The sequence below is a fragment of the Herbiconiux sp. VKM Ac-1786 genome (genome assembly GCF_015350805.1).
Taxonomy (GTDB): domain Bacteria; phylum Actinomycetota; class Actinomycetes; order Actinomycetales; family Microbacteriaceae; genus Herbiconiux.
The window spans coordinates 150,111-162,789 of sequence record NZ_JADKSG010000002.1; the positions used below are offsets into that span (position 1 = coordinate 150,111).

General features: G+C 71.1%; 16 protein-coding genes. 6 read left to right on the forward strand and 10 right to left on the reverse strand.

All coding sequences use genetic code 11. The features are described 5' to 3' along the window. Positions 1–83 precede the first annotated feature (83 nt). The 7 genes from ITJ64_RS18930 to ITJ64_RS11750 form a co-directional block, all read right to left on the reverse strand. Positions 84–497 carry a Fic family protein gene (locus ITJ64_RS18930; RefSeq protein ID WP_370545266.1) on the reverse strand — a complete coding sequence of 138 codons (414 nt, stop codon included), beginning with the start codon at positions 495–497 and terminating at the stop codon, positions 84–86. Further along, positions 422–649 carry a hypothetical protein gene (locus ITJ64_RS18935; RefSeq protein WP_228508639.1) on the reverse strand — a complete coding sequence of 76 codons (228 nt, stop codon included), beginning with the start codon at positions 647–649 and terminating at the stop codon, positions 422–424. Before ITJ64_RS18935 ends, ITJ64_RS18930 begins: the two co-directional genes overlap by 76 nt. 49 nt (positions 650–698) lie before the next feature. Beyond that, positions 699–872 carry a hypothetical protein gene (locus ITJ64_RS11730; protein WP_194680985.1) on the reverse strand — a complete coding sequence of 58 codons (174 nt, stop codon included), beginning with the start codon at positions 870–872 and terminating at the stop codon, positions 699–701. A 309-nt stretch (positions 873–1,181) separates the two neighbouring features. After that, the gene (locus ITJ64_RS11735) at positions 1,182–1,391 is read right to left on the reverse strand and encodes a hypothetical protein (RefSeq protein ID WP_194680986.1); all 210 of its coding nucleotides are present in this window, start codon (positions 1,389–1,391) and stop codon (positions 1,182–1,184) included. A gap of 72 nt (positions 1,392–1,463) precedes the next feature. Then, positions 1,464–1,922 (reverse strand): hypothetical protein, encoded by a 459-nt coding sequence (locus tag ITJ64_RS11740; protein WP_194680987.1) that lies wholly within the window; start codon positions 1,920–1,922, stop codon positions 1,464–1,466. Positions 1,923–1,931: 9 nt separating this feature from the next. Continuing rightward, a complete protein-coding gene (locus tag ITJ64_RS11745) occupies positions 1,932–2,648 on the reverse strand; it encodes an NADPH-dependent F420 reductase (protein WP_194680988.1) in 717 nt (238 codons plus the stop codon). Continuing rightward, positions 2,641–3,717 (reverse strand): LLM class flavin-dependent oxidoreductase, encoded by a 1,077-nt coding sequence (locus tag ITJ64_RS11750; RefSeq protein WP_194680989.1) that lies wholly within the window; start codon positions 3,715–3,717, stop codon positions 2,641–2,643. Before ITJ64_RS11750 ends, ITJ64_RS11745 begins: the two co-directional genes overlap by 8 nt. A 67-nt stretch (positions 3,718–3,784) precedes the next feature. Here ITJ64_RS11750 and ITJ64_RS11755 point away from each other — a divergent pair, with 67 nt between their 5' ends. Beyond that, a complete protein-coding gene (locus ITJ64_RS11755) occupies positions 3,785–4,369 on the forward strand; it encodes a MarR family transcriptional regulator (RefSeq protein WP_194680990.1) in 585 nt (194 codons plus the stop codon). Positions 4,370–4,418: 49 nt separating this feature from the next. Here ITJ64_RS11755 and ITJ64_RS11760 read toward each other — a convergent pair whose 3' ends face one another. Continuing rightward, positions 4,419–5,177, reverse strand: coding sequence for an SDR family oxidoreductase (locus ITJ64_RS11760; RefSeq protein ID WP_194680991.1), 759 nt, complete (start codon positions 5,175–5,177; stop codon positions 4,419–4,421). A 123-nt stretch (positions 5,178–5,300) separates the two neighbouring features. Between ITJ64_RS11760 and ITJ64_RS11765 the strand changes: the two genes are divergently transcribed. The 3 genes from ITJ64_RS11765 (at position 5,301) to ITJ64_RS11775 (ending at position 9,635) form a co-directional block, all read left to right on the forward strand. Next, positions 5,301–6,881, forward strand: coding sequence for a hypothetical protein (locus tag ITJ64_RS11765; RefSeq protein WP_194680992.1), 1,581 nt, complete (start codon positions 5,301–5,303; stop codon positions 6,879–6,881). A 316-nt stretch (positions 6,882–7,197) separates the two neighbouring features. Then, on the forward strand, positions 7,198–7,572 hold the full coding sequence (locus ITJ64_RS11770) for an NYN domain-containing protein (RefSeq protein ID WP_194680993.1): 375 nt from the start codon (positions 7,198–7,200) through the stop codon (positions 7,570–7,572). 251 nt (positions 7,573–7,823) lie between these two features. Beyond that, a complete protein-coding gene (locus ITJ64_RS11775) occupies positions 7,824–9,635 on the forward strand; it encodes a DUF4407 domain-containing protein (protein WP_194680994.1) in 1,812 nt (603 codons plus the stop codon). Here the strand turns inward: ITJ64_RS11775 and ITJ64_RS11780 are convergent. Next, positions 9,632–10,552 carry a fructose bisphosphate aldolase gene (locus ITJ64_RS11780; RefSeq protein ID WP_194680995.1) on the reverse strand — a complete coding sequence of 307 codons (921 nt, stop codon included), beginning with the start codon at positions 10,550–10,552 and terminating at the stop codon, positions 9,632–9,634. The two genes, ITJ64_RS11775 and ITJ64_RS11780, sit on opposite strands and share 4 nt — an antisense overlap. Before the next feature lie 229 nt (positions 10,553–10,781). Between ITJ64_RS11780 and ITJ64_RS11785 the strand changes: the two genes are divergently transcribed. Both ITJ64_RS11785 and ITJ64_RS19375 read left to right on the forward strand, forming a co-directional pair. Then, positions 10,782–11,627 carry a cytochrome c oxidase assembly protein gene (locus tag ITJ64_RS11785; protein ID WP_194680996.1) on the forward strand — a complete coding sequence of 282 codons (846 nt, stop codon included), beginning with the start codon at positions 10,782–10,784 and terminating at the stop codon, positions 11,625–11,627. A gap of 28 nt (positions 11,628–11,655) precedes the next feature. Beyond that, a complete protein-coding gene (locus ITJ64_RS19375; protein WP_370545167.1) occupies positions 11,656–12,171 on the forward strand; it encodes an Lrp/AsnC family transcriptional regulator in 516 nt (171 codons plus the stop codon). Here ITJ64_RS19375 and ITJ64_RS11795 read toward each other — a convergent pair. After that, the gene (locus tag ITJ64_RS11795; protein ID WP_173180618.1) at positions 12,155–12,658 is read right to left on the reverse strand and encodes an Lrp/AsnC family transcriptional regulator; all 504 of its coding nucleotides are present in this window, start codon (positions 12,656–12,658) and stop codon (positions 12,155–12,157) included. The two genes, ITJ64_RS19375 and ITJ64_RS11795, sit on opposite strands and share 17 nt — an antisense overlap. Between the last annotated feature and the right edge of the window lie 21 nt (positions 12,659–12,679).

Sequence of the window (12,679 nt, forward strand, 5' to 3'; positions counted from 1 at the left end):
AACGCGCAGCGCCCGCCCACCTCGTCACTGCGTCCCACGAGCATACGTCGGGCCGCTGACAGGCCTGCACGAGGCTCGTCCGCTCAACTCCTCTCCGCGGGAGCAATGGAGAGCCGCTTGATCTCGGTCACCGCCCGATCGTGCTCGTGCGCATCCGCCGAAGCGACGACCTTCTCGAACATCGCGATCAGAGGTGCGAGGTCGTCGTCATCGGATCCCGCGCGAGCGGCCGCGTGGTTCTCCTCGCCGTGGACCGGACGCCAATCGAGCTGCCAGCCCGCTTCGAGGGCGAGGCGGTTCCAGAAGATCCGCTGCGTCCTGCCGTTGCCCTCCCGAAACGGGTGGATGTAGTCGATCTTCTCGTATTGGAACGCGAGCCGCTGTACGAACTCATCACGCCCCAGGCCCTGGAGATGCTGCTCTAGCCGACGGGCAGGAAGAACTGTGCGCCTGGCACGTCTTTTCGAACATCGACCGAGCGAACTTGGCCGGCCCAGTCGAAGACATCCTGGAACAGGTGCCGATGAATCGCCATGAACTCGTTGAGGTCATTGGTGGGTACAACCGGATGGTCTAGGAGTTCAACCGCTCGCGCGAAGGAGAGATCGGCCTCGGCTTCGGCCAGCTCGGTGGCGGTGACTGCCCCCACGAGGTTACGGAGGACGGTTGAGCCGGGTATCAGGTACGGGTCGATGAAGTCAGGAGAGGCCATAACGGGCACGGACTCGGTCGACGAGTTCGCTCGAGTCGATCACGCCGGCCACATAGGAGTCAGCATCAGCCCGGGTGCTGTCCGTCACCGTAAGGCCCTCGATCTCGGCGCTATGTATCGCCGCTTCGACTTGCTGTGCTCGCGATTCAGTGATGGTCATCGAGATCCTCCTGGTGGGTAATTCGACGCGTCGGGTCAGACATCCGACGTGAGCATGACCCTGGAACTGGTCGAGGCGGTGGCAGGCCTCCATTGTCGACAACTCGATGGCCTGTGTTGCTCGTCCTCATGCGAGCAGCGCATGGGACAGATGGTGACGACCGCGACTATCACGTGCGGGACAGGCGGCCGATCACGTCCCCGTGCTCAAGCAGCAGGCGATCGAGGATTCGGTCCATCGCGTTCGGCCGCACCGATGCGGACTCGTTGGCGGCATCGGAGCTGCGAGGCGGGGTGGGAGGCATCCGTGTCAGGGGCCGGGGCGGCGGCGGCGGAGGGCGAGGACGAGGAGCACTACGCCGACGACCGCGAGGGCCGCGCCGATGTAGAGCCAGGTGCGGTCGCCGGTCATCGAGCTGCCGGGGATGAGGTTCGCGCCCTGGCCGGCGAAGAGGAGGCCGATCAGCAGCGCCACGACGCCGATCACGATGAGGGCGGTGCGGGTGGCTCGGTTGGTCATGGTGCCGACACTACGCCCCGGGGTCGTGCCGCGGGTGCTGCCGGGCATCCGCTCCATTGCACACGACGCTAGCTACGGCTGTTCCAGGGTCGCGCCGGTGATTGTGCCGAGCCCGTCGAAGGTCACGGCGGGGGAGCACTCGAGCTCGATCGTGAAAGGATCGTCCGCCGGTGCGAGCTGCGTGCCGATCGAGGTGCAGGTGACGGGTGCGCCAGAGGTCGGGTGGAGGGTGCCGGTGATGCCGGGGAGTAGAGGTTCGCCGTCGCCCGCGAATGTCACGGTGAGCGTGGTCACGAGGAAGCCGCGGCCCTTGTAGTCGGCGCCGGTGGCGGTGCGCAGCGTCGCCGTGTCCGCCACGGAGTGGCCCGCGATGGTGGCGACACCGTCGAGGGGGACGGTGACCGTCTCGACGCGGGCCGGCTGCGGCCACAGGGAGACCGCCACAGCGGCCGCCCCCACGGCGATCCCGATCGGGAGGATCCAGACGCGCCAGCCTCGTCCGGCCTGGCGGGCGGTCGGCTCCGAGGTCACACCACGAGATTAGCGGGGGCGGAGGGCCGGGGCGCCGGCGCGCGCGGCGGCCACCTCGCGGCCGCGCTCGGTCGAGGAGAAGCGGGCAGCCGCGTCGCGGACGCCGGCGGCCGGGAGGTTCGCCCCGAAGAGCTCGCTGTGCGGCTGCAGGGAGACGCTGTCGCGTAGGGTGCCCACGCGCACCGGGTCGAAGCCCGCCGCATCGACCAGGGCGGCCGCCTCGGTGAGTGCTGCGTCGTCGTCGCCCGCGATGCCGATCGCCTTGCGGTCGGCGGCGCCCGCCGCGCTCGGGCCCTCGTCAAGGTCGTGGTAGCCCATGTGGTTGAAGGCTTTCACGACGCGCGAGGCCGGCAGGAAGTCCTGCACCAGCTCGCTGGTCGAGGTGCGCGGGTCGTCGAGGTCGGCGCGGATGCCGTCGATCTCCCACCAGTAGTTCATGGCGTCGATGACGAGCTTGCCCTCGAGGAGGTCGGCCGGAATCGACCGGTACTTGCCGAGAGGGAGGGCCAGGATCACGACGTCGGCCTCGCGCGCCACCTCGGCCGCCGTCAGGGCGACCGCGCCGGGAGCCAGTACGTCGACGATCAGCGCGATGCGCGACGGGTCGCCCGAGGCCGCGATCAGCACCCGGTAGCCGGCGGACAGGAGGAGGCGGCTGAGGACGGTTCCGACCTTCCCGGCTCCGAGGATGCCGACGGTGGGGAGACTGGGGGTCGGCTCACTCATGGGTGGCTCCGACGGGCTGCTGCTCACGGTCATCCGCTTTCTCGGCGAGGAGTTCGCGCACGCGCGGGGCGACCCGGGTGCCGAACAGCTCGATGGTGCGGGCTCGGGCGTCGACCGGGAGGCCGCCGATGTCGTACTTGAGGTCGAAGCGGTTGATCTGCAGCTCGTCGGTCATGCGCACGATCTTCTGCGCTACCGTCTCGGGCGAGCCGACGAAGAGGGCGCCGGTGGCGAGCTCGAGCTCATAGCGATCGCGGGTGGGCGGGTAGAAGCCGCGCTCGCGGCCCATCTGGGTGACGAGTGGCTCCCAGGACCGCCACCAGGTCTCGGCCGCCTCCTCGTCGGTGTCGGCGATGAGGCCCAGCGCGTGCTGGCCCACCGGCAGGCGGGGCAGACCGAACTGCTCAAGCGCGCGGAAGTAGAGGTCGACGTGGCCGGCGAAGCGCTCGGGCTGGCCGCCGATGATCGCGAGCATCAGGGGCAGGCCGTAGCGCGCGGCGCGCACGACGGACTCGGGGCTGCCGCCGACGCCGATCCACGTGGGGATGCCGCCCGGACGCATCGTCGGGTGCAGGGTCTGGTTCGTCAGGGGCGAGCGCACCGTGCCCTGCCAGGTCGTGGGCATCTCGCGCTGCAGCTTCATGAACAGGTCGAGCTTCTCCTCGAAGAGGTGCTCGTAGTCCTCGAGCTCGTAGCCGAACAGCGGGAACGACTGGGTCTGGGATGCGCGTCCCAGCACCAGCTGGGCGCGGCCGTTCGACAGGGCATCCAGGGTCGAGAACTCGTTGTAGAGGCGCACCGGGTCGTTCGTGCTCAGCACCGTGACGGCGGTGCCGAGACGGATGCGCTCGGTCGCCGTCGCGATTCCGGCGAGGAGCACCGGGGTCGCCGAGTCGACGTGGCCCTCGCGGTAGTGCTCGCCGAGGCTGAAGACGTCGAGACCCACCCGCTCGGCGAGCTTCGCCTCGTCGACCAGGAGGCGCACGGTCTCGGGGTCGGTCAGGGTGCGGCCGGCGTCGCTGGGGACGTCGCCGAAGGAGTTGAGTCCGAACTCGATCTCGGTGGTCACGGTGTTCTCCCTCCGCGCCGCTCGGGGCGGTGCGTTCGTATGATTGACATGTCAACTAGGAGGAGCGGTGAAAGATTCCCATGCGGCGCGAGCTCAGGCGCCGGCGGCGGCGCAGGGGCCGGAGCGGGCTCGTGCTCGGCGGTCGCCGACGCCGCACGACCTGCGGGTGTGGCGGGACTTCGTGGAGACCGGTGACCGCATCCGGTCGCTGCTGGCCGCACGGCTGCAGGCCGAATCAGGACTGTCGACAGGGGACTACGCGGTGCTGCTCGCCCTGTCGGAGGCGCCCGGGCGTCGACTGCGGTCGTCGGAGCTCGCGAGCGTGATCGACTGGGAGCGGAGCCGGCTCTCGCACCACCTGGGCCGGATGGAGCGGCGCGGGTTGCTGTCCCGATCGCCGTCGACCGAGGACAGTCGGGGGAGCGAGGTCGTGCTGAGCGAGGCCGGGGCTTCGCAATTCAGGCGGGCCTCCGCGGCGCATCTGCGGGCGGTGCAGGAGCTGTTCGTCGAGGCCTTCGTGGAGGCGTCCGACAGTGGGGTGGGCCTCGCGCAGGTCGATGCCGTGACAGCGGCGCTGCAGGCTCACTTGAGCTCCGGGGACGGCGGGAGCCTGAGGGGCCGGGGCGACGGGTCCCACGAGCCCGGAGCCTGATCGGGCTTCCGGGCTCGCAGGGCGACCTGAGAGGGCGCCAGTCCGAGACTCAGCTGTCGGTCACGCGGGGAAGCTGCGCGATCCATTCGGCGAAGGTCTGCGTGCCCCGGTCGGCGGCGGGTCCCGCGAGGATCGTGCCGTCGCGGAGCGCCCTGCCGAAGCCGCCCGGCAGCGGCACCTCCGCGATCCGGCCGCGACCGCCTGTAGCGGAGGCGTAGGCGCGCACCATGTCGGCCATCCGCAGTTCTTCGGGGCCTGCCAGATCGGTCGCGTGGCCGGAGGGGCCGGCTTCGGCGAGGTCGACGAGGCGTGCGGCGACTTCGCGGGCCGCGACCGGCTGGGAGAGCATCCGCGGCACCAGGGTGATCGGGCCGAGCGTCACCTGGCCGTAGATCTGCTGCGCGAACTCATGGAACTGGGTGGCGCGCAGGATCGTCCACGGGACGGGCCCGGCCGTCACGGCCTGCTCCTGCAGCGCCTTGCCCGCGTAGTAGCCGAAGGGTGCGCGGTCGCTGCCGACGATCGAGAGGGCGAGGTGGTGACGCACGCCGGCGGTCTGGGACGCCGCGAGGAGGTTCGTGGTGACGCCGCCGAAGAAGGCCCGCGAGACCGTGGCCGACTGCGTGCCGACCGACGCGGCATCCACCACCACGTCGACCCCGACCAGCGCGGGCGCGAGGCCGGCGCCCGTCGTGAGGTCGACCCCGGTCGAGCGGGCGAGCACGACCGCGTCGTGACCCCGGCCGCGGGCCGCGTCGACGATGTGGCGGCCGACGGTTCCGGTTCCTCCGGCGACGGCGATCTTCATGAGGCTGATCCTTCCAGAGTGACGGCCTGTGCGGCGGGCGTCGGCGGCGACGACCGTGTCGACGGTATCGGTCGCCGGCCTGCTCCAGGGAACGTGGATGCGCGTGCGGTAGTTTCGCTGATCGTGTCGGAGCGTGAGGGTCAGGAGCAGGTCGTGTCGCGGGCCGCGGGCATCCGCGTGCGCGAGGTCGATCTGGGTGGGCGCGCGCCGATCGGCAGCGGGGCCGCGACCGAGGTGTTCCGGCTCGACAGCTTCACCGTGCCCGGACATCAGGGCGGGGTCGCGTTCGTGCGGGTGCGCGACGGCAAGGCTCCGGAGTGGGACTCGGCCGTTCTCTCGCGACTCGTCGCCCTGCGCTGGGGGCTCGACGCGCGCGAGCGCGGGATGCTCGACGCCGTCTCCGCGGGGCCGTTGGCCGTCGTCGAGGGGGACGGCGGCGAGGTGGTGGGCTGCCTCGTGCCGTTGGCCGCGCATCCGTTCTATTACGTGCCCGTCGACGACCCCGAGCACCGCAAGGTCACGCAGAACGCGAAGTGGCTGATCAGCGCTCCGAAGCGGGCCCGGCGGGCGGGGGCCGCGGCGGTATCCGAGCGGGACGTCGTCGCCCGCGCCACCGTGCTCGCCCGCGTGAGCCTGCTGCTCGGCGTGCTGCACCGGAACGGCGTCGTCTTCGGCGACCTGTCGGAGCGGTCGGTGCTCTTCGGCGCGGTCGAGGTCGCGTCGGCGTTCGTGGTCGGCTGCGAGGGCGCCGCCTTCGCGGGCGAGGGCGCTCTGCAGCGCAACAGCGCGGGGTGGGCGGCGCCGTCTTCGTCTGACGTCGACCTGTCGCGCGAGCCGTCGGTGCAGAGCGTCGAGACCGACCGGTACAAGCTCGGCCTGCTCGTGCTGCGGGTGCTCGCGCCGGCCGGCGACGGGCTCGACCGCAGCCGTGACGCGTCGCGAGCCGCCGGTGTGCTCGACGAACAAGGCCAGCGAATGCTCGACCGCGCCCTCGGCGACGACCCCGCCACCCGCCCCACCGCCGCCGACTGGTACGCGTACCTGCGCGGGCTGGTGGCTCTGCAGCTCGCCGCGCCGGTGATCCGGGGCGTGTCGGTCAGCCCTGCCCTGGTGGCCGAGGGCGACGAGGTGCGGCTGACGGTGGAGGTCGACGGCGCGCGCGAGGTGGTGATCGAGATGCCGGGGCGGGCGGACATCCGCCGCGAGGTCGCCGGCCGCCTCGTGACCGAGCGCTTCACGGCCCGCCAGAGCGGCCGTATCGGCGTGCGCGCCGCGAACGCGCACGGCTCGGCCACGGCGCTGACCGACGTGGTGCGGGTGCTGCCCGTCCCGACCCCGGCGCGCATCGCGGTCGCGTCGCCGTCGGTGCCGGCCGCCCTCGCCGTCCTCCCCGACCTCGCCTCCCTCGAGGCGGCGATGGGCATCTCCCTCCCGCCGGGCAACCCGCGCTCCGCGCCGGCCGCGAGCGACACTGCCGCCGGCTCAACTCCGCCCGGCGTCTCCCCGTTCGACCGCGTCGCCGCGCTCCGCGCGCGCCTCGAGGCCGACGCCCTCCCGCTCCACGACATCCTCCGCATCGGCGTCGAGGCCGAACGCGCCTCCCGCGAACCCCTCTTCCCCACCGTCGAGCACTTCCTGGCCGACGTCGACCTGCCCGATGCGACCGACATCGACCTGACGGATCCACCGGCCAAAAGTTCGTAACCCTTCGGCGGGGCGAAGATGAGAGTAGGTCGCCATGCCGTCCGCCCGCCTCTACGTCGACGGATTCAATCTGTATCGACGGTGCCTGGAGTCGAAGCCGCACCTGAAGTGGCTCGACCTGGCCGCGTTGGGCCGGTACCTGATGCCGGGTTATCGGATCGACCACGTCCATTACTTCACAGCCCACCTGCGACCGGGGCTCCTGGTGGATCCGCAGTCATCGGTCCGTCAGCAGATGTACCTCCGAGCGCTCACTTTGTAGCCCGACGTGTCGGTCCACCTGGGCACCTTCCGGAACGACGGACGGCAGATGCCGGTGCATCCGCAGACCGTCGACCCCACGACCGGCAAGTGGGTGACCACGGCCGTCCGGAAGCTCGAGGAGAAGGGCTTCGACGTCAATCTCGGCACCCGTATGACGGCCGACGCGTTCACGGGCGCAGCCGACGTCTTCGTGATGCTCTCGAACGACTCCGACCTCGCGGGCACGCTCAGAATGCTCAAGCACGAATTCGGCTTCCGAGTCGGGATCATCTTCCCCATGCCGAGTTCGCGCAGTTCGAAGGAGCTCGTGAAGACCGAGCCCGACTTCATGGCTCACATCACCGATGAGGCGCTTGCTGCCTGTCAGTTCCCGAAGCAGATGAGGGATGGGAAAGGTGTCTTCCGCTGCCCTCCGAAGTGGGCCTGAACGACGCTTAAATTCCGAAGGCCCCAGTCTCCTGAGGCCTTCTAACCGGTAACCGAAGTATCCGGGGGTGTACGGCAATCATAAGGTTTGCAGGCCGCGGCGGGAAGCGCGACGAGGTGGGGCTCAGGCGCGTGCCAGGGAACGCCGAGGCGGGTGGGGTAGTTTCGCTCCTCGTGTTCCGAGGCGGCCGGAGTGCGGTGCGCGCATCCGCTCGTCGTGGGCACGTCACCCACCCGAAAGGTCGCCGCGCAATGGCTCGTCGTTACAACTCGAACCCCGTCTCGAACTTCATGTCGTGGCTCGGTGGCGCTCGCCTCGACGTGCTGCAGGATGCGCCCGGCGACCGTGCGCGGTTCGTCGCGATGGGCGGGGTGATCCTGAGCACGGCGTTCCTGTCGGCGGTGTCGGCGGCGTTCGCGCTGGTGATGGCCGTCGGGGCGCCGATCGTCGTGGCGGTGATCGTGGGGATCTTCTGGGGTCTGATCATCCTGAACCTCGACCGGCTGCTGATCATCGGCATGGCCAAGCAGAAGGGCGTCTGGCGGAACCTCGCTCTCGCGATGCCGCGCGTGGCCCTCGCGCTGATCATCGGCACGGTGATCTCGACGCCGCTGACGCTGCAGATCTTCCAGGCGGAGATCAACTCGGAGATCCAGGTGATGCAGGCCGAGGACAAGTCCGCCTTCGAGGAGCGGATGGCGAACGACCCGCGGTTCGCCGCCATCCCGTCGCTGCAGGAGTCGATCGCCGCGAACCAGGCGATCGTCGACAAGGGGCTGCAGACCGACCTGTCGTCCGACCCGAACTACGCCGCTGCCGTGGCCGCGACCGCGGCCGCGCAGGCGGCGTACGACCAGGCCCAGGCCGCGTACCTCGCCGAGATCGACGGCAGCGGCGGCACGGGCGTGCGCGGCGACGGGCCCGTGACCGCGTCGAAGCAGGCGGCGCTCGACGCCGCCGAGGCCCGGTTGCAGGCGGCTCAGGATGCTCAGGCCGCCGCCGAGACCGCGGCCTCGTCGAACCTCGAAGCGTCGGCGCAGAGCCGGCTCGACGCGGCGACCTCGCAGCTCGCCGCGGACAAGGCGACGCTCGCCACCGCCCAGGACCAGCGCACCGCCGAGCAGGCCGCCTACGACAACGCCGTCGACAACAGTGCGGGGCTGCTCTCGCGGCTCGAGGCGCTGTTCCGGCTGGGGGAGGCGAACCCGCTGCTGAACGTGGCGCACATCATGATCGCGCTGCTGTTCATCTGCATCGAGTTGCTGCCCGTGATCGTGAAGACGCTCGCGAACCTCGGCGGGCCCACGGCGTACGACCGGCTCGTCGACGTGCGCGAGGACGGCGAGGTGTCGGGCGGGTCGGTCTGGGCGTCCAAGCGCGCCGAGGCGATCGAGGTCGAGGCGGGCGTGCAGGTGTCGGTGGCCTCAGACCGTGCGGAACGGCAAGTCGAGTTCGGGCGACGCGTGAACCAGGCGGTGCTCGAACAGCAGGAGGCCGTGATCTCGCGGGCCCTCGAGGTGTGGGGGCGGTACGCCGGCGAGCGGGCCGAGGCGCGGATGGGGGAGTGGGAGCGGTCGCTCGAGGCGTCGGAGGGTGCGGGCGGCAGTGGCGCCGGCGCGCTCGGCGCGGGTGTGGGTGCTCCTGGCGCACTCGACACCGGTGCGGCAGCGTCGGCCCAGGTCGCCGGCCGGCCTGCGTCGCAAGCGGAGGCGACCGGTCGCGAGGAGCGGTCCCCGGTGGCGGATGCCCGGCGGAACGGCGCGTGGTGGCGCGGTCTGAGCGGCCGTGACTCCGCGGCGAAGGCCGAGGCGGCCCGCGAGGCCGAGGCGCGCGACCTGGCCTTCGACGACGCCGCCGAGCTGGAGGCGCTGTTCGGCGACACCGGCGTGACCGAGCGCATCGACACGACCGAGCGCCTGGATGCCGATCGGCTCGAGACCGAGCGCATCGACAGCTACGCCGGCCGCGCATCCGCCCGTGACGACACCGAGACGAAGCCCCTGCCGCAGAACAGCGACCGCGCCGCCTACCTGCGTCGCGCCGGCCTCCCCGAGGACTTCTAGGCCGAGGGGGCCGCGCCCGGCGCGACCGACGCCTTGTAGATCGCCTGGATCGCCGCGTCGAGCGTGGCATCGAACTCGGCGTCAGACTGCTTCACCGACAGCCCTTCGGTCAGCGCCCGGCTGAAGCTCGCGATCTCGCCCGAGTCCTCGGCGAGCAGCGCGTCGGCCTCCGCGCGCGAGTACCCGCCCGACAGCGCCACGACCCGCATGACCCGCGGATGCTCGACCAGCGGCCGATACAGATTCGGAACCGTCGGCAGCGAGAGCTTCACCATCACGCGCCGATCCGCGGGCAGCCGGTCGAGGTGCTCGACGAGCTGCGCGAGGAGAAGCTCCTCGGCGGCCGCCTTGTCGTCGATCGTGATCGTGACCTCCGGCTCGAGGATCGGCACCAGCCCGTGCGCCAGCACCTGCTCCGCGACCTCGAACTGCTGCGCCACGACCGCCGCGATCCCCGACGCCGACGCCGCACCGATCACCGACCGCGCCTTCGTCCCGAAGATCCGGTGCCGCACCGCGCTCTCCAGCAGCGCATCCAGCCCGGAGATCGGCTTCATCAGCTGCACGCCGTCGGCGGCGTCTGCGAGCCCCTGATCGATCTTCAGGAACGGCACGACCCCCTTCACGTGCCACAAGTACGCCGCGGCCGGCCGGTCGCCGAACGACCGCTCCATCGTCTCCTCGAACAGGATCGCGGCCAGCACCCGGTCGCCCGTGAACGCCGGGGACATCACGATGCGCGTGCGCATCCGGTGGATCAGATCGAACATCTCGGCCTCTCCCGAGTACGAGCCCTCCTCGATGCCGTACAGCGCGAGCGCCTTCGGCGTCGACCCGCCGCTCTGGTCGAGGGCGGCGATGAAGCCCTTGCCCGAGGTCATCCGTTCGGCCTGCACCTGCGCCACGTCGTCCACCATGAGCCGAGGCTATGCCCGGGCCTCCCGCCTGCCTAGGGTCACTTGTCGAGTTTCGAGCGCGCACCCAGCCGGGTGACGGATGCTCGGCGAGTGCCCTCGCACACCCCACCCGCCCGACCCACCCGCCCGGCCCGCCGCCCCGTCAGCCCGCCGCCCCACCTGAGGAGCCCCCACGCCTGACATCGCGACCGTCCTCACCACCTGGACGCTGAACCCCGTCGCCCTCGCCGTGACCCTCCTCGCGGCCGCCGCCTACGCCCTAGGCATCGCCGCCGCCCGCCGCCGCGGCACTCGCTGGCCGCTCCGGCCGACCCTCGGTTTCGCCCTGCTCGGGCTCGGCTCGTACGCCGTGATCGAGTTCGGCTTCCTCGGCACCTACAGCGGCGAGCTCCGGTTCGCGTTCACCACGCGCATCGCCCTGCTGCTGTTCGTGGTGCCGGCGCTCGTGGCGACCGGGAAGCCGGTGGGGCTGCTGCGGGCGGCGCTCGCCGGGCATCCGCTCGTCGTGGTGAACCGGGTGCTCGCGTCGCGGGTGTTCCGCGTGATGGGGAACGCCGTGTTCGGGCCCGTGTTCGCGCTGGCGGTGTTCTGCGTCTTCCTCACGCCTCTGGCTGGGCTGCTGCGGCTCTCACCGGTGGCCGAGGACGCGATCGGGCTGCTCGTGCCGCTCGTCGGACTCGTGCTCGTGCTGCCGCTGACCGAGCTCGTGGTGCTGCGCACGAGCCTCTTTATCGCCGCCGAGTTCCTGCTCGCGTTCGCCGAGCTGGTGGTCGACGCGATCCCCGGCATCGTGCTGCGGCTGAGCGACACCCTGCTCGACCACGCCTCGCCGCTCGTCGGCACGGTGCCGGGCTGGTTCCCGAGCGCGCTCCGCGACCAGCAGCTCTCGGGTGACCTGCTGTGGCTGATCGCGGAGGTGGCGGACATCCCGATCCTCGTCCTGCTGTTCATTCGCTGGACGCGGCACGACAGGCGCGAGAGCGCCTCGATTGACGAGCTCAGCGACGCGGAGGTCGAGGAGCTGACGCGGGCGCACCTCCGCGGCGAACGACCGGGCGATGCCGGGCCGGGGTGAGGCCCGACCCCCGTGACAGAATGGGCCCGTGGAACTCGAGGCCATCGACGTGATCGATCGCAAGATCATCGATCAGCTGCGCCTCGACGGCCGGCGCTCGTTCGGCCAGATCGCCCGCTACGTCGGGCTCACCGAGGGCAGCGTGCGGCAGCGCTACAACCGCCTCCTCGCGCTCGGCGTCGTGCAGGTGGTGGGCATGCCGAACAGCCCGCGCATGGGCTACGTCGAGGCGCACCTCTCGATCCGGGTGAGGGGCGCGACTGTCGAATCGGTGGCGCGGGCGCTCGCGGCGCTGCCGCAGGTGAAGTACGTGGGCGCCTGCATCGGCTCGTTCGACCTCAGCGCCGATGTGCGCTGCGCCGATCAGGCCGAGATGAACCGTCTGCTCACCGACACCGTGCGGTCGATCCTGGGCATCGACGTGCTCGAGACGGCGGCCGTGCTCGAGGTGATCAAGGACGAGTACGTCTGGTCGGGCTTCCGCGAGCCCGTGGGGCGTCCGACCCGGCCGCATCCGGCCACCGGCATCACGCGGGGGGCGTAGGAGCCGCGCCCACCGAGCCGCCAACGGCGCGCTCACCCGACTGGTCGCGCAGCCCGTTCCAGGAGTAGTCCTTGAACAGCCGGGTCAGCACGAACTGGTCGATCTTCGCGACGCCCGGCGTGCGGCGGATGTCGTCGAGCAGATCGGCGAGCTGCCCCAGGTCGCGCGGGGTGGCCTCGAGGTAGATGTCGTGCGCCCCCGAGGTGAGGGCCACGTGCCCGATCATGGGCAGCGAGGTCAGGGACTTCGCGACGTTCCGCGGCGTCACGCCGTGCACGCCGAGCAGCAGCCGCACTGACTGGTGCCCGAGCGTCAGCGGGTTGCAGAGGGCGACGATGCGCAGGGTGCCGTTCGAGGTGAGCCGCTGGATGCGCGCCCGCACCGTCGCCTCCGAGACGCCGACGATGCCGGCGATGTCTGTGTAGGCGCGCCGACCGTCCTCGCCGAGGAGCTCGACGAGCCGCCGATCCAGGTCATCCGCCGCCATGTGCCGATTATCCCCGAGGAC